The 20,423-nt window shown below is 34.1% G+C and carries 22 protein-coding genes; 6 read left to right on the top strand and 16 right to left on the bottom strand.

Annotated features, from left to right (window positions below; translation table 11 throughout):
• Positions 1–57: 57 nt before the first annotated feature.
• From FJR48_RS00740 to FJR48_RS12410, 3 genes are all read left to right on the top strand, one after another.
• Positions 58–1,242 (top strand): NAD(P)/FAD-dependent oxidoreductase, encoded by a 1,185-nt coding sequence (locus FJR48_RS00740; RefSeq protein ID WP_152306270.1) that lies wholly within the window; start codon positions 58–60, stop codon positions 1,240–1,242.
• A gap of 132 nt (positions 1,243–1,374) precedes the next feature.
• Positions 1,375–1,923, top strand: coding sequence for a PAS domain-containing protein (locus tag FJR48_RS00735; RefSeq protein ID WP_188108591.1), 549 nt, complete (start codon positions 1,375–1,377; stop codon positions 1,921–1,923).
• Entirely contained in the window at positions 1,920–3,242 is a 1,323-nt protein-coding gene (locus FJR48_RS12410) for a methyl-accepting chemotaxis protein (protein WP_152306269.1), read from the top strand. Before FJR48_RS00735 ends, FJR48_RS12410 begins: the two co-directional genes overlap by 4 nt.
• A 2-nt stretch (positions 3,243–3,244) precedes the next feature.
• On the opposite strand, the gene FJR48_RS00725 is transcribed toward FJR48_RS12410, so the two are convergent.
• The 11 genes from FJR48_RS00725 to FJR48_RS00675 form a co-directional block, all read right to left on the bottom strand.
• On the bottom strand, positions 3,245–4,285 hold the full coding sequence (locus tag FJR48_RS00725; protein ID WP_152306268.1) for a CNNM domain-containing protein: 1,041 nt from the start codon (positions 4,283–4,285) through the stop codon (positions 3,245–3,247).
• A gap of 22 nt (positions 4,286–4,307) precedes the next feature.
• Positions 4,308–5,636, bottom strand: coding sequence for a magnesium transporter (gene mgtE / locus FJR48_RS00720; RefSeq protein ID WP_152306267.1), 1,329 nt, complete (start codon positions 5,634–5,636; stop codon positions 4,308–4,310).
• Between the two features lie 74 nt (positions 5,637–5,710).
• Positions 5,711–6,349: an AMIN domain-containing protein gene (locus FJR48_RS00715; RefSeq protein WP_152306266.1), complete on the bottom strand. Its 639-nt coding sequence runs from the start codon at positions 6,347–6,349 to the stop codon at positions 5,711–5,713.
• Between the two features lie 21 nt (positions 6,350–6,370).
• On the bottom strand, positions 6,371–6,667 hold the full coding sequence (locus FJR48_RS00710; RefSeq protein ID WP_152306265.1) for a hypothetical protein: 297 nt from the start codon (positions 6,665–6,667) through the stop codon (positions 6,371–6,373).
• An 8-nt stretch (positions 6,668–6,675) separates the two neighbouring features.
• Positions 6,676–7,941 carry a phosphopyruvate hydratase gene (eno, locus tag FJR48_RS00705; protein ID WP_152306264.1) on the bottom strand — a complete coding sequence of 422 codons (1,266 nt, stop codon included), beginning with the start codon at positions 7,939–7,941 and terminating at the stop codon, positions 6,676–6,678.
• A 73-nt stretch (positions 7,942–8,014) separates the two neighbouring features.
• Positions 8,015–9,052 carry a recombinase RecA gene (gene recA, locus FJR48_RS00700; protein WP_152306263.1) on the bottom strand — a complete coding sequence of 346 codons (1,038 nt, stop codon included), beginning with the start codon at positions 9,050–9,052 and terminating at the stop codon, positions 8,015–8,017.
• A 96-nt stretch (positions 9,053–9,148) separates the two neighbouring features.
• Positions 9,149–9,883 carry a metal ABC transporter permease gene (locus tag FJR48_RS00695; RefSeq protein WP_152306262.1) on the bottom strand — a complete coding sequence of 245 codons (735 nt, stop codon included), beginning with the start codon at positions 9,881–9,883 and terminating at the stop codon, positions 9,149–9,151.
• Complete coding sequence (locus FJR48_RS00690) at positions 9,880–10,755, bottom strand: metal ABC transporter substrate-binding protein (RefSeq protein WP_152306261.1); 876 nt, start codon at positions 10,753–10,755, stop codon at positions 9,880–9,882. Before FJR48_RS00690 ends, FJR48_RS00695 begins: the two co-directional genes overlap by 4 nt.
• Before the next feature lie 12 nt (positions 10,756–10,767).
• Positions 10,768–12,030, bottom strand: a complete 1,263-nt coding sequence (locus FJR48_RS00685; protein ID WP_152306260.1) for a hypothetical protein — start codon at positions 12,028–12,030, stop codon at positions 10,768–10,770.
• Between the two features lie 60 nt (positions 12,031–12,090).
• Entirely contained in the window at positions 12,091–12,363 is a 273-nt protein-coding gene (locus FJR48_RS00680; RefSeq protein ID WP_152306259.1) for a hypothetical protein, read from the bottom strand.
• Between the two features lie 20 nt (positions 12,364–12,383).
• Positions 12,384–14,684 (bottom strand): sensor domain-containing protein, encoded by a 2,301-nt coding sequence (locus tag FJR48_RS00675; protein WP_152306258.1) that lies wholly within the window; start codon positions 14,682–14,684, stop codon positions 12,384–12,386.
• 140 nt (positions 14,685–14,824) lie between these two features.
• On the opposite strand from FJR48_RS00675, the gene FJR48_RS00670 reads away from it, so the two are divergent.
• The 3 genes from FJR48_RS00670 to FJR48_RS00660 are packed head-to-tail and all read left to right on the top strand — an operon-like array spanning position 14,825 to position 16,758.
• Positions 14,825–15,688 carry a menaquinone biosynthesis family protein gene (locus FJR48_RS00670; RefSeq protein WP_152306257.1) on the top strand — a complete coding sequence of 288 codons (864 nt, stop codon included), beginning with the start codon at positions 14,825–14,827 and terminating at the stop codon, positions 15,686–15,688.
• Between the two features lie 3 nt (positions 15,689–15,691).
• Positions 15,692–15,958: a flagellar biosynthesis protein FliQ gene (fliQ, locus tag FJR48_RS00665; RefSeq protein WP_152306256.1), complete on the top strand. Its 267-nt coding sequence runs from the start codon at positions 15,692–15,694 to the stop codon at positions 15,956–15,958.
• Positions 15,958–16,758, top strand: a complete 801-nt coding sequence (locus FJR48_RS00660; RefSeq protein WP_152306255.1) for a UDP-N-acetylmuramate dehydrogenase — start codon at positions 15,958–15,960, stop codon at positions 16,756–16,758. The genes fliQ and FJR48_RS00660 overlap by 1 nt, the downstream gene beginning before the upstream one ends.
• Before the next feature lie 15 nt (positions 16,759–16,773).
• On the opposite strand, the gene FJR48_RS00655 is transcribed toward FJR48_RS00660, so the two are convergent.
• The 5 genes from FJR48_RS00655 to dxr form a co-directional block, all read right to left on the bottom strand.
• Positions 16,774–17,445, bottom strand: coding sequence for a TIGR04219 family outer membrane beta-barrel protein (locus FJR48_RS00655; RefSeq protein ID WP_152306254.1), 672 nt, complete (start codon positions 17,443–17,445; stop codon positions 16,774–16,776).
• 190 nt (positions 17,446–17,635) lie between these two features.
• Positions 17,636–18,139 (bottom strand): thiol peroxidase, encoded by a 504-nt coding sequence (gene tpx / locus FJR48_RS00650; RefSeq protein ID WP_152306253.1) that lies wholly within the window; start codon positions 18,137–18,139, stop codon positions 17,636–17,638.
• A gap of 110 nt (positions 18,140–18,249) precedes the next feature.
• Positions 18,250–19,230 carry a tRNA (adenosine(37)-N6)-threonylcarbamoyltransferase complex transferase subunit TsaD gene (tsaD, locus tag FJR48_RS00645; RefSeq protein ID WP_152306252.1) on the bottom strand — a complete coding sequence of 327 codons (981 nt, stop codon included), beginning with the start codon at positions 19,228–19,230 and terminating at the stop codon, positions 18,250–18,252.
• 1 nt (position 19,231) lies between these two features.
• A complete protein-coding gene (locus tag FJR48_RS12405; RefSeq protein ID WP_277872378.1) occupies positions 19,232–19,357 on the bottom strand; it encodes a hypothetical protein in 126 nt (41 codons plus the stop codon).
• A complete protein-coding gene (gene dxr / locus FJR48_RS00640; protein WP_152308342.1) occupies positions 19,358–20,422 on the bottom strand; it encodes a 1-deoxy-D-xylulose-5-phosphate reductoisomerase in 1,065 nt (354 codons plus the stop codon).
• Position 20,423 lies beyond the last annotated feature (1 nt).

Raw genomic sequence — 20,423 nt, 5'->3', positions numbered from 1 at the left:
AAAATATTATAATCTATTTGAATAAAAATTAATATTAAAACTTATAAGTGAGATTAGATGAAAAAAGTAACTATTTTAGGCGGTGGATTTGCAGGTTTAGAGGCTGCTATATATTTAAAAAAGTATTCTTTTGACGTAACATTAATCTCAGATAGGGATTTTCTTTATATATACCCGACTTCTATTTGGATACCGACCGGTGAAGCGAGTTTTGAGGATAATAAGTTAAATCTAAAAGAACTCTCGGATATACACGGTTTTAATCTTCTTGTCGATAAAGTTACGGCGGTAGATGCAAAACAAAACAGCTATACACTTGAGAGAGAGGGTACTAAAAGTGATTATGACTACCTTGTAGTAGCCCTTGGTGCATCTAAAACTCCTGCAAACGGGATAGAAAATACTCTCTCCATCTGTGCCGAGCCGAAACAAAGCCTAGCTTTAAAAGATAGACTGGATGCACTTATAGAAAAAGGTAGCGGAGAGTTATGTTTTGGATTTGGCGGGAATCCAAAAGATATGTCTGCCGTTCGCGGCGGTCCTGCTTTTGAGTTGATTTTTAATGTGCATAACCATTTAAAGAAAAAAGGGTTAAGAGAAAATTTTAAACTTACCTTTTTTGCTCCGATGTCAGAACCAGGAAAAAAGATGGGTGAAAAATCATTAAAAATGATGGATATGTTTTTTAAAAGATTAAACATAAACAAACATTTCGGTAAAAAAATAAAATCTTTTGAATCAGAGAGTATAATTTTTGAAGATGACAGCAAACTAAATTCAGATTTAACTATGTTCATTGCAGCCGGTATGGGAAATACACTCTTAGAAAATTCGGGACTTTCATTAAGTGACGCGGGTTTTGTTAATATAGATAACTTTTGCCGTGCCAAATTAGATAACGGCGAACTAAGCGATAATATATTTGCCATCGGGGATGTTGCAGCATTGGAAGGCTATGATTGGCGTGCAAAACAAGGTCATATAGCAGAAGTAATGGCAAGAAATACCGCTCATAATATTATGCAAATAGAAAATAATCAAAATAATCTCGAGGGTTACCAAGAACATATAAATATACTCTGTGTTATGGATACGGGTGACGGGGCTGCATTTGTTTACAGAGATTCAAAAAAGTCAATGATGTTACCTATGCCTATAGTTGGTCACTGGCTTAAAAAAGGATGGGGACTTTACTATAAATTATCCAAGAAAAATAAAATTCCGCGTTTACCATTTATGTAACTTTGTGACACATTTTATGAGTATTTTTTAATCACTGTATAAAAACAAACTTTAATTTTTTATGTTATACTCCGATTTAAGCTAATATAAGTAAATAATATACTTAAAAAAGCTACCTATAAAAGGTGTATCATGTCTGCTAGAATTTTAACTAAAAAAGATGCTCCAAAAGATATAAACAATCAAGAAAAATATTTAGGTGATAATGATTTTATCGTTTCTAAAACGGATAAATCCGGAATAATCGTCTATTGTAACGAGATATTTAGTAAAATGGCAGGCTATCCGCCTAGTCAGCTTATAGGTGCTAATCACAACCTAATCAGGCATCCGGATATGCCTCGTATTGCATTTAAAATAGCTTGGAGTTTGATTAAACAAAACAAAGAGTTTTTCGGTTATGTAAAAAATTTATGTGCTGATGGCAGTTTTTACTGGGTATTTACATATATAACTGCCGATACGGACAGCAAAGGTAATATTCTCAGTTATACGTCGGTTAGAAGAAAACCTCCTAAATCTGCTATAAACACAATTGTACCTATTTATAAACTTCTAACAGATGCCGAGCTTACAGGCGGGATAGAAGCTTCCCAAGACTTATTGAATAAGTTTTTAGATGAAAAAAACACTTCCTACGAAGAGCTGGTTATAAATCTTCAAAAGGGAGCTGTTATATGAGTTTTTTTACTTTTGGAAAGGATAATGAAAATTCAGATTTAATCAACAAAATTTCGCAAGTTCTTGATGATGTTAAAAACGGGAAACTATCATCACGTATAGTTATTCACAAAAATGAAACTCCTATGGAAAAAATTGCCTGGGATATAAACAACTCCCTTGATCAAATGGAGATAATACTCAGAGAAGCAAGAAATACAATCTCCGCTATAGGTAACGGTGATATGTACAGAAGTATGCTGCCCGAAGGTCTTCAAGGTGAATTTAAAGACACCGCTTTATCTATACAAAAAGCCGTAAATTCCATGAAGGCAAATGAAAAATATAAAGTAATGGGACAGCTATCTACTCAGTTTAACAACTTAAACGGCGGTATGATGGGTAATTTGGACACGATAACCAAAGATATTTTCAAAACACAAAATGATTTTTCAGATATTACTACAAAAACATCGGAAGCTTCGGATGACGCACTTGAGACATACGATGCAGTATCTAAAACAAATGAGCAGATATCATCCTTAAGTGAACTGGTAAACGACACTACGGAAGCTATAAATACGATGGATTCTAATGTAGTAGAAATCAGTACCGTAGTTGGGCTTATAAAAGATATAGCGGAACAAACAAACCTCTTAGCTTTAAACGCTGCCATAGAAGCTGCCAGAGCAGGTGAACACGGTCGTGGATTTGCAGTTGTCGCAGATGAAGTTAGAAAACTTGCCGAACGCACTCAAAAAGCTACAGGTGAGATAAGTATCACTATACAAAATTTACAACAACAATCAGGCTCAATCAGTGAAAATGCAACTTCAATGAGTGAAATTGCAGCTTCTACAAGCGATACAATGCAAAACTTCTCAAACACGATGGATAACTTTACTAAAAACCTTACTTCGACTAGCAATCAGTCAAACAAAAGTAATTTTGCACTTTATTTATCAACATTCAAATTACAACATATTTTATTTAAATCAAATGCATATTCTGCCGTTGTTAACGGAAATGTAAGTCAAGAACTTAAAAAAGATCATACCACTTGCGGTTTTGGTATCTGGTTCTCCTCAATAGGCAAGGAGCATTTTTCTGATTTTAAATACTTTAACGATTTGGATATCCACCATAAAAAGTATCACGAACTCATCAATAAAAATTTAGATTGTATTCTAAATGGCGAATGTATGTCAAATACCGATAATATAGATAAAACCATAGAAAATTTTAGACAAGCAGAGGAACACTCTAATAAATTTTTTGATTTACTGGATAAACTAGCTGAAGATAAAGGACAGAACGTTAAGATGAAGGATATAGTATAAAACTATATACCTCTTTCTTTTCTTTTTTGCTTCATTTTAAGTTTTGCAAGCTGACGCATATCTTCGGTCGTATCACTCTCATCCATAATCTCGACACCTAAAATTGTCTCAACACAATCCTCTAAAGTAACAATACCTTCTGTTTGATCGTAATTATCCATAACCAAAAACATATGATCTTTTTTAGCAATAAACATATCAAGTGCTTTTGCAACAGGAATATTCTCATTTATTGAAAATATATCTTTTTTAATACTCTCTAGTGTAACACTATCATCTATTTGAGCTTGTTTAAAAATCTTTTTAGTCAACACTATACCTGTAACATCTTCTATAGATTGATTGTAAATAGGGATACGTGAGAATTTGAAAATTGCAGGTTGCGATTTCATTACTTCTTTAATACTCATAGTCTCATCAAGTGCAAAAACAACGCTTCTGGGTGTTAATATATCGCCTACTTTAACTTCGTTAAGCTTTAAAATATTCTCTATAAAATCACTTTCTTTTTCATCTATAACACCATCGTCTTCACTTAAAAGCATACTCTCTAAAAGTTCATCTTTCGTTATAGTATGCGCACTATCATTACCTTTTGATATTTTATCGGTAATAAATAATGTACTTATTATTATAGGGTAAGTTATCCAAATAAAAATTCTTATAATGTATGCGGATACCGGAGCTAATTCTTTCCAATAAATAGCTCCGATAGTTTTAGGGATAATTTCCGATAAAAACAATATTGCAAATGTCATAATAACAGAGATTACTACAACCGCATCGTTACCAAAAAGGTTTGCAGCTTGTGCACCGACTGCAGCTGCTCCAATAGTATGTGCTATTGTATTTAAAATAAGAATAGATGCTATTGATTTATTTATATTTGTTTTATGCAGACGAAGGAGCATTCCAACCTTTGGGTTTTCTTTTTCCAAAACTGAGATATATGACATATTTACAGATAACAATACAGCTTCAAGAACCGAACATACAAAAGATATGCCTACTGCTAGAGTAAAATATATTAATAGTAAATCCATTAAAGTTTAAAAATCCTTATATTTATAATAAAATTAAAGTTGCAAGTCCTAAAAAACTAAAGAAGCCTACAACATCTGTAACGGTTGTTAATATAACCGCACTTCCTATGGCCGGGTCTATACTCATTTTTTTCAAAAAAAGCGGAACTGCAGCTCCAAATAAACCTGCCACAAATAAATTAATAATCATACTAAGCGCTATTACCGTACCTAAGTTAGACATGCCAAACCATATATAAGCTATTATACCCATTACAATTGCAAAAATCATACCATTTAACAGTGAGATTAAAATCTCTTTTTTTATAATTCTAAATGCATCTTTTTGAGATATATCGCCAAGAGCCAACTGCCTTACCACGACCGTTAATGTTTGAGTTCCGGCATTCCCGCCCATTGAAGCAACTATAGGCATTAAAATAGCTAAAGCCACCATACTCTGAAGTGTATCAGAAAACATACCAATTACAACTGAAGCCAAAATAGCAGTTATTAAGTTTAAGCCAAGCCAAGATGCTCTTTTTTTCCCTGCTCTTAAAACTTCTTCATTTTCTTCTGCATCATCATCTACACCGGCAAGATTATACATCTGTTCAGTCGCATGCTCGTTTATAATATCGTAAATATCATCACTTGTTATACGTCCTACAAGTACACCGTAATCATTGACGACAGGCATTACGGAAAGGTCATATTCCTCAAAATAGTGTACAACATCTTTAATGTCTTCTCTATCGCGAGCAACTTTTGGTTCAAATTTTTCACCGCTATTTTCTATATTGTCCCGCAATGTTTTGGAAAAATTAAATATCAACAAATCATCTAAACCGATTGTATATCTAAGCTTATTTTCTTCATTTGTTATAAAAAGGTTTTGAACGTTTTCCAACTCATTGGCTTTACGTAAATCTGCAAATCTCTTTATAACGTCATGTACAATCTCATCTTTTGTTGCGGTAAACACCTCAAGTTGCATATATGCACCGGCTTCACCGTCATCGTATGTCTGGAGTTTTGTAATTTCTTGTTTATCATCTTCATCCAAAGTATCAAAAACTTCGCTGGCTACATTTTGATTAACCTCTTCAAGTTCTTGCATAAACTCCAGTTGATCATCAGACTCAAGCTCGGTTACTGCGTGTGAGAGTTCATCTACACTCAAGTTTTCAACTACGTCATCAAAAAGTCTATCCGGCAATGCTAAGGCTACATCACCTACTAAATTCTTTGGTATTAGCTTTACACTTTGTGCAAATTGACTATCATTAAGCTGTCTTAATATTTGTGCTATATCCGATGGGTGCATCTCACTTTCATTGTGAGATTTTAAATACTCTTGCAATTTTTCCATTAGTGGAATTATAGCAGATTATAATCTTATATTTACTACAATATTGTGTGATTTTTTAGACAAATAATCTATTATTATTGTAGATATATACTGTAGCCGTAAGCTTTTTTGGATTTGTTGAATTTATATTGCCCGTCTAAAGTTATAACAGCCCTATAATAGCCACTATGAGTACCTATATTTATCTCTTTGAATACAGAAGATTTTAATATTTTAGTTTCACTTTTTAAATTGACGTCTTTTTTAAAATCGAAAACTATTTTATGTGGATTTGTTAGCAAAAAACTTCTAATCATTTCATCTTTTGTTACAATCTTTAACTCTTTGTTTTTTTTGAAAAATTGAATATTTTTTGATTTGTATAGATGCGTGTATTTCTCTTTTTTTGCTTTAGAAGCTTTTACTTGCTTAACATTTTTTATATCACCCATACTTTGAGATACAAATATGGGTAAGTGCCAGTCTATAGAGTTATCTAAATCTATAGATTCGTTTGCTATGGAACCGTCTAAGTTTTGGTAGCTGACTGTAACCTTTGTTATCTTTCTTGCACTTGAAGGTAGAGAAAGTGCTGCTCTTTTTAAAGTTGGAGCAGATAAATCTATATTCGAAGTTGTAGGCATACCTTTTTCACCTTTTACAGGGAAAAAAGGGTTTTCTCGTGCACTTAAGTCAATCAATAATAAGGTTGTTAATATAATATATTTTATCATGAGAATTATTATAGCAAAAAATTATTTTGCTTTAACACTAATCGGAGCAGAAATCTCTTTTAGTTCAAAATACTCCTTTTGCAAAGAAGCATTTTCGGTTTTTAACCTTACTATTTCGTTTTCTAAAAAATTTTCATAGTCTTGAAGTTCAAACAAAACCTCTAAAGAGTTAGTTCCGTAAAAAAGTATACCGATATATACACCTAAGACTAAAACGATGAAAAGTAAAAAAAGAAACTTTTTAAGAGATAATCCAAGATATTTCTCGGTAATACTTTGAGTATTGTCTATCTGCTCAAAAAGCTCTTGATTTTGCATAATATTTCTTAGTTAAATATTTTTGAACCCAAATATTCACCGTACACTACTTCAGTTTCTATCTCAAGTAAACGATTATATTTTGCCGTACGCTCACCACGTGCAGTAGAACCTGTTTTTATTTGACCGCAGTTAAGTGCTACGGCAAAGTCTGCTATAAATGCATCCTCGCTCTCACCCGAGCGGTGACTCATAACAGTCGTGTATCCGTTTCTTTGCGCTAAACGAACAGTTAGCATTGTTTCAGAAACCGAGCCGATTTGGTTTGGTTTGATTAAAATAGAGTTTGCAATACCTTTGTTAATTCCTTCATTTAGAATATTAACGTTTGTAACAAATAAATCATCTCCGACTAGTTGAACTTTATTCCCAAGTTTTTCAGTTAAAATTTTCCAACCGTCCCAGTCATCTTCACTTAATCCGTCTTCAATAGACACAATTGGATATTTAGAACATAAATCTACATAATACTCGGCTAACTCTTCACTTGAAACCGTACGGTTTTCACTCTCTAGTCTATAACCACCATCAACTACTAATTCACTAGCCGCAACATCTAAAGCAATAGCCATCTGTTCACCAGCTTTATAACCTGCTTTTTCAATAGCTTCCATAATTATCTGAATCGGCTCTTCGTTTGAAGATAAATCAGGTGCAAAACCACCCTCGTCACCAAGTGCAGTATTATGCTTTTTAGCTTTTAAAATAGCTTTTAAGTTATGATATACTTCAGCAGATGCACGAAGACCTTCGCTAAAATCCTCAAAACCTACAGGCATAATCATATATTCTTGAAAATCAACCGAGTTATCCGCGTGTGAACCACCGTTAATAATATTTAGCATCGGAGTAGGCATAACCATAGCATTTGCACCGCCTAAGTAGCGATATAGTGGAATACCTAAACTTTTTGCAGCTGCACGAGCTACAGCCATAGATACACCAAGAACTGCGTTAGCACCTAAATTTCCATAGTTGTCAGTTCCGTCAAGTTCTTTCATCGTAGCATCTACGATTGCCTGGTTAAAAGGTGAATAACCGATTAAAGCATCGGCTATAGGACCGTTCACATTATCAACTGCCTGTAAAACACCCTTGCCCATGTAACGATTACCACCGTCACGTAATTCTAAAGCTTCACGTTTACCAGTACTTGCTCCAGATGGTACTACTGCACTCTCGCGAGTACCATCACTTAACTCTACCGTAGCTTTTACTGTCGGATTTCCACGAGAATCCATAACTTCAATTGCACTGATGTTATCTATAAACATATATCTGCCTTTTTTTACATTTTAAATGCGCAATTTTACCTAAATGTTGTTAAAAATTGGTTTAGAGTAAATTTTATACATCCGCCTCGGCAATTTCAGATGTATCCATTGTCATTAAAGAACTCATTCCCATAGCTTCTTTTATTTTTTCCTCTATCTCTCTTGCCAATTCCGGTTCATCTTTAAATTTTTGCTTAACGTTTTCACGACCTTGACCGAGTTTATCTGCACCGTAGCTAAACCAAGCACCTGATTTGTCTATAATGTCCAACTTAACACCGTAATCAACAAGTTCACCCTCTTTGGAAATTCCTTCTCCAAACATAATATCAAATTCTGCTTGACGAAATGGAGGTGCTACTTTGTTTTTAATCACTTTTGCTTTTACACGGTTACCTATTTGACTCTCACCTTGTTTTAACGAAGCAATACGGCGAACGTCTATACGTACGGATGCATAAAATTTTAAAGCATTTCCACCTGTAGTTGTTTCCGGTGAACCATAACCCATCATACCGATTTTCATACGAATTTGATTTATAAATATAACGGTACAGTTCATTTTATTTAATACACCCGTTAGTTTACGAAGAGCTTTTGACATTAAACGGGCTTGTACACCTACTTGTTGGTCATTCATCTCACCTTCAAGTTCAACCTTTGGAGTAAGTGCTGCAACCGAATCAACAACAATTAAATCAACTGCACCGCTTCTTGCCACGGTCTCAACAATATCTAAAGCTTGCTCACCATAATCAGGTTGTGATACTAAAAGATTGTCAATATCTACACCGAGATTTTTTGCATATACTACATCTAAAGCGTGTTCTGCATCTATAAAGGCGCATACCCCGCCTTGTTTTTGACATTCCGCCGTTACTTGAAGTGCCAAAGTCGTTTTACCTGAACTCTCCGGTCCATATATCTCAACTACACGACCCTCTGGGATACCACCTATACCTAGAGCTAAATCAAGACCTATAGAACCTGTGCTTATAGCTTTAATTGGCTCAATCTCTTTATCTCCAAGGCGCATAAGTGCACCTTTTCCAAATGCTTTATCAATCTGTTTTATAGCTAAGTCTAGTGATTTTTGTTTATTCTCATCCATAACGAATCCTGAGTTGTGATTTATATTGGCAAAATTATATACGAAAAAAAAGTTATTTAGTAAAAATATGTCAAATTGACATATTTTTTTAAAATTTTATTTTGTCTTTGATACAAACAAGACAACAATTGAGCTTGTTAAAGCACCTAAAAATACAATAGTATAACCTGTCGGCAAATCATAATAATAAGATATCAGAATGGAGACTATACTAAAAAACCAACCAAATACAAAAGAGAAAAACATAGTTTTATTTAATGTTTTTGCAACAAGTGCAGGTGCTATCAAAAGTACAAAAACAACTAGTACCCCTGCTAATGATACTGATGAAGTAACCGTAACCGCCAAAAGTGTAAAGAACAATAGCTCTCTTAGGAAACCGCTAGTTTTAGGATATACTTTATATAATATCAAAGCTATTAAAGCGTATATTATACTACTTTTTAAAAGTTCGCTTGGGGCTGTAAATAAAATATCACTAGCCAGAAGTGATTTAAAGTGTTCCATCCCTTCGGCAGAGTGTGCGAGTACCATCATAATACCACTTGCACCAAGTACGTATAAAAGTCCTATAAAGGCTTCTAAGTTTAATTTTCTAACAGATGCAAATGCTATTAAAAAAGCACTAAGCAATGCAAAAGAAAGTGTTAAAATATAAAAATATTCTTCATGAAAATACCCTAAACTTATAGAGGAACCGAGTGCAGCAAACTGTGCAATTGCCAAATCTGTAAATATAATTCCGCGTTCTAAGATGCCACGCCCAAAATAGGCATGAAGCATCACGAGGATTATCAACAAGGCAATAGGTGTGAGTAAAATATCTATCATTTTATCGCACTCGTTAGGTAATCAAATAAAGATACTAAATCTTCAATCTCATCTAAAGATTCTATATCATGGGGCATAATAACTATAGGAACTCCTGTTTTGGAAGATATAAACTGAGCTGTTTTTGTAGAGTGATATACATCGTGTAAGATAGCCGAAGGCTTCTGAGTTTTCATTGTATTAATCAGTTCTAAGGTATGGCGAGAACTAGGAGGAATACCGGGTAAAGGCTCAATAGTACCAATATTGTTTAATGAATACGCTTTATTAAAATATGCAAGGTTATTATGGTATTGAACTACTTTCATACCTTTTTTATCTTTCATCTTCTCATCCCACTCTTTTATTTTCAAACTCCACATATTTTTAAAAGTTTGAAAGTTTTTATCATAAGCCGTTTTATTCTCTGCATCTAGACTGATTAAAAACTCTCTGATAACATTTGCAAGTATGAGTATGTTATTTGGATCCAAGTGATAATGTGGATTCCCTTGCGGATGCACATCACCATCGGCACGATCAAGTCTGGTCGGTTTTTCTAAAAATTCTATATAAACCGACAAATCAAGGTACCCGGAAGTTCCTTTGGCAATCCTAGAGTTAGATGCACGCCTTATTAAAGGAGGAAGCCAACCTATCTCAAGCTCACCACCGTTTATAATAAGTCCCTCAGCACGTCTTACTTTAGCTATTAAAGATGGGCGAGGAACCACAAAATGCGGATCCCAATTACCCTTTGCCAATACATAAGTATTTGCATTATCTTTAGCTATCTCTTTAACTAAAGCTCCTATATACGGATATGTTACTGCTATTTTCAGTTCAGCAAACATACTTAAAGGAAGTAGTAGTAAAACTAAAAGTCTATACATAAATATCCTTTATTAAAATGCGTGCGCTCCGTGAGCACCGATTGCTATATTAGCCGAAAAAATCAGACTGTCCAAGTTAACTCTTTTTCCGTCTTCATTAACAAGAGCATTATTATGGTTGTACTGCAAACGAAATCTTGCAAATTCACTTGTTTTATACTCAGCCATTACCGAATATTTATCCAAGCCCTCTTTTTTATTGCTGTTAATACCGTTAGCAACTACGTCGTTTTTAAAGATTGTATCATATCTTACACCGGCTGCCCAAGACCTGTTTGGAGCATAAATAGCTTGAATATAAGCTCCTGCCTGTTCTTTTGTAAGTTTTGGTCTAGCTACAACGGCTAGATTCTGGTCTAATTTAATTAAATCACCATCCATATCTCTATAAAGCACTTCTGTTTGAAGTTTAAAAAAACTGTATGAATCAAAATTATGTTTTGCCGTAAAATCAAAACCGTATAGTGTAGAATCACCAACGAATACATGAGGCTCTTCATCTGCACTATGGTCTATTCTTGAGATACCATCTGCATAAGAGAGACCTGTTAAAAAAGCAGTATTACCAATATCAAAAGCTGTTTTGGCATATGCAACATATAATGTAGCACCGTCTCTGCCTTTAGCTATAGGGTCTTCAACATTACCTATCGTAGAGTTTCCAAACATTTGCTCATTTTCACCCTGTAATGCTTCAATACCAATCATAAAATATAAGTCTGTTGGAGCTGTGTATTGAAGCTGAAGACCTTTTTCATTTATACCGTGCATACCCAAAAAGCTTTCATATACAAGCGGCATATCGTTAAAATCCCAGTAGTGATGATGCTGTTCATTCAAGTATCCAAAATTTGAATTAAACTTACCGACTCTTGCACGAACTCCGTAATCTAATGCAGTTGAAGTTATATATGCCTCTTCAATCTCGACACCGCCTTCTGAATAATGAAAAACACCGTTCATCTCAAAGAACGGATCAACCGAGCTTGATAAAACCAACTCCGCATAATTAAGGTTAAATCCGTTACTTGCATTATAAGTTGAATGTTCATGTTCACCGTGAGAGTGTGAGCCAAGTAAACCATGAGCTACACCGTCAAGTTCTAAATGAGCTACCTCATCATCTTTTTTACTTCTTTGAACATATCCTGCATCTATTATTAAAGATATATCCGGGACAAATTTAGATGCACTAAACTCTCTTTTTTCAGCAGGAATCGTATCCATACCAAATGCTAAAACTGCACATGCAGTAGATAATATTATTTTTTTCATATTCTATAATCCTATATATATATTTTATTTGTGTTATTTGTAAAGTTTTTTTATTGTGTTTTAGAATATAAAAGGCGGAGCGTTAGAATGGTTATCGTATTTTTTAATATGAAAACTAAAGTTGTTTAGATTTGACGATATCTCTTTTGTATATAGCAGCTCTATAAAAAACATATTTGAAGAGTTGTCTGCAGATACTAAATTATGGTCAACTATACATACCATACACGTTGAGCTACTGTGATGTTCTACATCTATATGCTCCAGCTCATGTACAGCCGCGAAAGTTGTAGCGACAACAAAAAGAAAAGATATCAACACTCTTAGTTTCATAAATCGAATTTTATCATAAACTAACTAAATATCTCCTCATAAGGTAGAGGTTTTGAGTAAAAATAACCTTGAATAATCGTAGCCCCCTCTTTTTTAACAAACTCAAGTTGTTCCCTTGTTTCTATACCTTCTGCTACAACATTTGCACCGAGTTCGTTACACATATGGAGTATAAGTTTACATATTTCTTCATCTTTTTTTGAGTTTTGTATAGCATGTATAAAAGTCATATCAAGCTTTATCTCATCAAAATCTATCTTGGTCAAATAAGATAAAGATGAATAACCTGTTCCAAAATCATCGATGGAAACTCTAAATCCGAGTGCTCTTATTCTGTTTATAAAAGAAGCATCTAAATTCTTTATTAGAGTATCCTCGGTAATCTCTAAAGTGACTTGATTAGTCCTTACATCATTGTTTTTTACTTTTTCCTCAACATATGCTATAAATTCAGGGTCTTCAAAACTCGTAGCCGATATATTTATAGATATATTTATTGAGTCGTCTTGTCTTAACTTATAAAAGTGCTCATATATCTTTTCACATACATATTTATCTAATTCAAGACTAAGACCAAATTTTTCTACATAAGGCATAAACTCGTAAGGCATCAAAATACCCTTTGTATTATGCTTCCACCTTATTAAGGCTTCATATCCTCTAACTTCGGCCGTATCAACATCATGTTGACTTTGATAATATATTACAAACTCATCATTATTAAATGCGTTCACCAGTTCGTTTTTTATCTCAATATGTTTATCTGCTTCCTCTTGCAAATACTTATCGTAAAAAACGGCACGATTTTTACCCATCTGTTTAGCTTTATACATTGCACTGTCGGCTCTTTTAATAATATCGTTCGCATTATCACCGTCTTTTGGAATAAAAGCGACTCCGATACTAACACCTATATGGTTTACTCCGTTTTCAATATCTATAGGCATATTTACAGCATTGATAATTCTATGAATCAACCCTTTTAAAACAATTTGACATTTTTTGTAATCTTTATCTTTTCCACGCACCAATACAATAAATTCATCGCCTCCGACTCTACTGGCTACATCAAACTTTCTTATACACTCTTTAAGTCTCTGAGCTACTATTTGCAAAACTTTATCTCCGTGATTATGCCCTAAAGAATCATTTATAAATTTAAAACCGTCCAAATCCATATATATTAGTGCCGATACTATTTCATTTCTTTGGGTATAACTTATCTCTTCATCTATTCTGATAGAGATTGTTTTTCTGTTTGCCAAACCGGTTAAAAGATCATAATATGCTAAATGTTCAATCTCTTTTTGCTTGTTTTTTTCATCTGTTATATCTCTATCAACTCCCCTATAACCCAAAAGTTGACCAGTTGCGTTAAAGAACGGCGTACCGTTTGTAAGCAATACCACTTCATGCCCGTTTTTATGTATATTTATATTTTCAATATTGATTATCTCTTGTTCATTTTCTATTATTTTTTTAAAAGCTCTTTTGATTCGTAGGGCTTCGTCTTTTGGCATCAAGTCAAACGGAGATTTACCGATAATCTCTTGGGCTTTATAACCTAGAATTTCTTCTACCTGTTTAGAAACATATGTATATTTACCTTCAGTATCAACTTCCCATATCCAGTTATGGGTACTCTCTAAAAGATTTTTGTATCTATGCTCGGTTTCATTTATCAGCTGCATATTTTTTTGTTCGTAGTACTTCAATATAAAATATATTATCGATAATATAAATAATATAATTACGCTCATATATACGGCACTTTCTTTAAATGGCTTTATATGTTCTGAGTAAGACTCTTCAACAACCAAAGCCCAGTTGCTCTCCGGTATCTTTATATATGCGGCAAAAACTTTCTTGTGCTCATGGTTATATAAAATATCTACACTGTTTTTTCCGGAAAACACTTCTATAATAGGGGTTTTAACATTATATTTATTTAGTATTATCTCATTTGGTTTATTGTCCGTTGAACAAGCGATAAACTTAATTTTTTTATCTGATTTTTCGGCTATGTAGTACTCAAATTGAGATTTTTGAATGTTGTTAAATTTTTCAAAAGTCTGTTTAATCTGATAAAGAGTAGCTTGTTGTGCATCTCTCTCAAATGCATCTTCTAACGAAAACTCTCTATCAAATTTAGCAACGTTTGAGATCATATGTGAAAGCATTAAGGTACTCTCATATATAGTCTCTTTTTTTTCTGCCGTAGCCTTTTGTAAAAGAAAAAAACTAAATGAAAAAATGACAATACAAACGGGAATCATAACTTTGAGAAACAAAACTAAAAAACTGGCGTTTTTTGTCCGCATCGTTTACCCCTCTCATAAAACTAAACAAAGCACTATCTAACATACTACAACATTTATGGTATAAGAAAACTTAATTTTACAAACTGGTTTTTTTTACTGATATATCTTTATTTAAATCAAAAGTAGATATAATCCAAACCATGAAAAAAACACTAATTGCACACTCACCTGATGCCGACGATATCTTTATGTACTATGCCATAAAATTTGGCTGGGTAGATATGAAAGATACTTTTTTTGATAATATCGCAGAAGATATTCAAACACTAAACGAAAAAGCACTTCGTGGCGAGTATGAAATAGTAGCTATAAGTTTCGCACTTTATCCGCATATAAGAGATGACTATGCACCGCTTCGTACTGCTGTTAGTTTTGGAGAGGGTTACGGACCTAAAATTATAAAGAAAAAAGGCACAAAACTAAAAAGAAATTTTAAAGTAGCCCTTAGCGGTGAGCATACGACTAATGCTATGCTTTTTCGCATTAAATATCCTGATGCAAGAATAACTTATATGAACTTTTTAGATATTGAACAAGCTGTATTAAACGGCGATGTAGATGCAGGTGTACTTATACATGAGAGCATCTTAACTTACGATGATGCTTTAGAAGTAGAAGCTGAGATGTGGGATATCTGGCAAGAACTTGCCGGAAATGAACTGCCGCTTCCGCTTGGCGGAATGGCAATCAGCCGCTCAATTCCTCTAAATAAAGCAATAGAGTATGAAAAAACACTGACTAAAGCCGTAGATATTGCTCGCAAGCACAAAGAGAAACTAAGCCAGATGCTACTGGAGAGAAACTTGGTACGTATAGACGCACCTACACTTGATAAATACCTAGAACTATATGCAAACGATGAATCAATCACCCTAAGTAATATTCAGATGCAGGCAATAGATAAACTTTATGAACTGGGTTATAAACACGGTTTTTATGATACACTAGTACGTGTCAAAGACTATATGATACCGACTGAATATGAAGAGTTGCGTAAAGGTTAGGTAATGGAAGCAAAACTTGTATCACTTGGAGTTGAGACATTTAAAATAGCACTTATGTTAGCACTACCGGGTTTACTTACAGGTATGCTTTTAGGTCTTGGTGTTTCAATATTTCAAGCAACAACCCAAATAAACGAGATGACTTTATCTTTTATTCCAAAAATTATCGGTGTTGTGATAGTTATAGTTTTAACGATGCCGTGGATGCTAAATGCCATGACGGACTTTTCTCTAAATATATTTAATATGATTCCAAATTTCGTAGAGTAATGAGTTACAAAAAAATAGACTTTTCAAAATTCTCATCCATAAAGATAGGTCCTGAGATTGACGTTTATATACTAGATGCATGTGAAACCATGAATATGAAAGAAGCTTACCTAATAGGCTCTTGCAATAATATACTCGTAGGCGACAATCCGCCGCCACTGATGAAACTATCAAAAAAATACGACTATATAAAAATAGAAGATGATTTATTAAAAATCGGAGGTGCAACACCTAGCGGGAAAATAGCCTCTTTTTGTAAAAAAAACGATATAGCCGATTTTGAATTTGTATCGCATCTGCCCGGGACTCTCGGCGGACTTGTATATATGAACGCAGGGCTAAAAGAGTATGAAATTTTTAATAATCTGATATCAATCATAACTTGTCGCGGAGAGTTTTCAAAAAGTGAGATAGAGTACGGATACAGATATACAGATATAGACAATCCCATACTCGAAGTCTCATTTAAATTCAATAGTGGCTTTGATGAAGCAAAAGTCGATATGTTTAAAAAAATGCGTTCAAACCAACCTAGTACTCCAAGTGCGGGGAGTTGTTTTAAAAACCCTGAAGGTGATTATGCGGGCAGACTTATAGAGGCAGTCGGTCTAAAAGGTGTAAGAGTCGGCGATATGGAATTTAGCACTGAACATGCAAACTTTTTAGTAAATCATGGAGGTGGAAAATATACGGATGCCTTGCATCTTATAAAAGAAGCTCAAAGACTGGTAAAAGAAAAATTTGGGATAAAGTTAGAGTTAGAGATTCAAATACTAGATGAGGAATTTATCACTCTCTAGTATCTTTTAATTGTTTTAGAAACGAAGTATTAAACCTGCATAGATACCTGAAAATTCGTAATCTAGTTTTGTTGAATAAAATAACTCATCCGTTTTAATTTTCTGAATTCTATATCCTACTTCTATACCGGGCTTAATAATAGGCGTAATATCAAAAGTATAATCTAGCTTCACTCTGGCATCATAGAGTTTATTATCTGAGTATTCAACATATTTTATATCTGCTTCCGCACCTAATCCTGATAACGGAAGCTCAAATCTTGTTCTTAAATAAGCCATCGGTAAAATAATATCATCTGTAGTTTCTATATTTGTATTCGTGGACGTAGCAGATATAGATTTAAAATCTAAACCTAAATCAATCGTAATCCACGCTGTATTATCTAAAATATTATAATAAGGTATTACATCTATTTGACTAAATTCATAAGATGAAGTGGGTGTTAGAGTAGCTAAAACACTTGCGTGTTCTATTCTTATATTCGGTACTACAGGTGTCGGATGCTTAAGATATGCCCAAACATAAACATCATTTTCTTTAGTATATGTAGTTGTTGCTCCCAAAAGTTTACGCGATGGTTCTTGATTCCATGAACCTATACCTATTTCCACTCTTGAAAAATCAGCAAAAACAACGGTTGCAAAACCGGTAACTACCAACAAAGATAACAGCAGTTTTTTTATCATATTTATCTCCATTATATTAATGGCTGAATTATATCTAATAAATGGAAGTTGATGACTTAAATAGTATATTAGAGCAAAAATTTGCTCTAATGAAGGAGAAATAAAATAAGATTATCTGGACACAATAACCTTATATACTCACCCGAAGGTGAGTTTAAAAATCTATCTTTTAAGGAGGGTGTAAAAATTCTTAGCTAACTGCAGCTATTGCAGCGTCATAGTTTGGTTCCTCAGTAATTTCAGGAACGATCTCTTTGTAAGTTACGATACCGTTTTCATCTACAGCAAAGATTGCACGACAAGTAACACCTGCAAGTACTGAACCGCCTAGTAGTACACCATAAGCATTAGCAAAATCTTTGTTTCTGAAGTCTGAAGTTACAGTTAATTTATCTATACCTTCAGTTGAACAGAATCTTCCCGCCGCAAACGGTAAATCTAAAGAAACGATAGTTGGTTTAACACCGTCTAAACTTGCCGCTTTAGCATTAAAGTTACGAGTTTCAGTAGCACAAACACCTGTGTCTAATGAAGGAACAACAATAATAAGTTGTTTGTGCCCTTGAGCACCGCCAACTGTAACATCACCTAAACCATCAGAATTTACAACTGTAACTTCCGGTGCTTTATCACCTACATTTACTTCATTTCCTAATAACTCTACTTCAGTACCTTTAAACTTTGTAGTTGCCATATTGGCTCCTTTTTTCAATCATTTTATTTTGATGTTAGAAGTTTACATAAAATCGGATAATTATAGTCTTATTATCTTTTTGTGATAATTTAACTAAGTTTAAATTAAGGTTATAAAGATGACTTAGGTGAAATATCTATATCGTCTAAAGACTTAAACATATTTTTCTCATACATCTCTATAGCTACACGCCCTATCATAGCAGCATTATCTGAACAGTATTTAAGTTCACTTAGTAAAAGCTCTGCATTGTGAGGTTTTAAAAGTTCTTCTATTTGTGAGCGTAGATAAAGGTTTGCAGAAGCTCCTCCGACTATGGCAAATCTTTTTGGAGGGTTTGTTTTAAAATACTTTTTTAGCTTTTGCGTCAAATGTGCAGTTGCAATATGCTCAAACGATGCAGCTATATCTTTGTATTCACTGTTATCTTTAGCTTTTTCAACCGCCAAACGAACAGCATTTTTTAAACCTGAATAGCTAAATGCTATAAGCGGAGATTGTGAGAGAGGGATTGTAAAGTTATGCTTTTTTCTATCACCGTCCTTTGCCAACTCTTGAATAAGCGGACCTCCGGGATAACCAAGCCCCATCATCTTTGCCACTTTATCAAAGCTCTCACCGAATGAGTCATCCATACTTTTAGCAACCGTTTGTATATCTTCAAGTGAATTCACCTGCATAACCTGTGTATGCCCACCTGATACCAACAAAATAGTACAAGGAAATTTTGTCTCTTTTTCAATAAAAAGTGAATATATATGCCCTACTAAATGGTTTACACCTATAATCGGAATACCTAATGATATGGATATAGCTTTAGCCATAGTCACACCCTCTACAAGTGTTACGGCAAGTCCCGGGCTTGATGTAACTGCTACAGCTTTTAAATCTTTAAAATAAGGCTCACACTCTGCAAGTATCTTTGGTAGAGCTTCTGCATGAAGCCTTGCTGCGAGTTCCGGTACTACACCACCGTAAACAGAATGCTCCAACTCTTGAGAAATCTTTTTATGAAAAAGTAACTTTTTTGTCTTTATCTCTGTTATAGCTATAGCAGAATCGTCACATGAACTCTCAATACTTAGTATCATACTACTCTTGCCTACTTTTTTTATCCCAAATCGCAAGACCGATAGCTACAACAACTAAAAGTCCGAACATAACACCAAAAGTCAGTAAGTCACCGCCGCTTGTAACTTTATCTATATCTTGCGTCATCTATCTTCTCAACTCTTTACGTATTTTTGCATCTATGGCAAATACATCATCTACATTTTTTGGCTCTATATCGTAAGCTTCGTATGCATCTAGTATGGTTTTATGTATATCCATAAAACCTATCTCTTTGTTTATAAACTTCTCAATGGCTACTTCATTTGCAGCATTTATAACTACACCGCGATTTGGATTGTTTAAGAGTTCATTTTTTATTTGCCAAACAGGATAACGCTCCTGCTCGATTTTACGAAATTCTAAGGAGGCAACTTCAAGCAAATCAATATGTTTTAATATACTTGCATCCATCTTTGCATCTATAGCGTAAGATATAGGAAGCTGCATATTTGCATGAGCAAAATGTGCCGTAGTTGAGCCGTCTTTAAAGTCTATAAGTGCGTGAATAAGTGACTTTGTTTCTATAATGGCGTCATATTTGCCCTCACCAAAAAGCCATCTGGCTTCTAAAAGCTCAAACATTTTATTAACCATAGTAGCAGAATCTATAGTTATCTTTTGTCCCATAGACCAGTTCGGATGCTTTTGCGTATCTGCTAAAGTTGCACCGTGAAGTTTTTCTATATCCCAGTCACGAAAAGCCCCTCCGCTTGCCGTGATAATCATTTTCTTTACGGGTCTGTCCTGCAAAAGATACCAAAGCCCAAAATGCTCGGAATCTATTGGTTGAATTTTTGAACTGTCTATGAAGTTACCGCAAGCTACCAAACTTTCTTTATTTGCAAGTGCTATTTTTTTATCACTCTGTATTGCTTTAAGAGTCGGGCGAAGTCCCATAAAACCAACCAGTGCATTTACGACTAGCTCGCTTTTTGAGTCTTCTATAGCTTTTAGTATATTTTCTTCACCTGCAAAAACATTTGAATGATTTACGCTTGGGATATCATCTGCATCTGAGATAACAACAACTTTTGGATTAAACTCTTTTAATTGTTCGTTTAGAAGTTTTATGTTTTTTCCACAAACCAAAACCTCAACGTCTAAAGCAAATTTTTTAGCTATTGCGAGGGTGTTTACCCCTATTGAACCTGTGCAACCTAGTACGACCAAA

It is taken from the genome of Sulfurimonas lithotrophica, from assembly GCF_009258225.1.
Taxonomy (GTDB): domain Bacteria; phylum Campylobacterota; class Campylobacteria; order Campylobacterales; family Sulfurimonadaceae; genus Sulfurimonas; species Sulfurimonas lithotrophica.
This window is presented reverse-complemented; position numbering and strand designations above follow the sequence as displayed.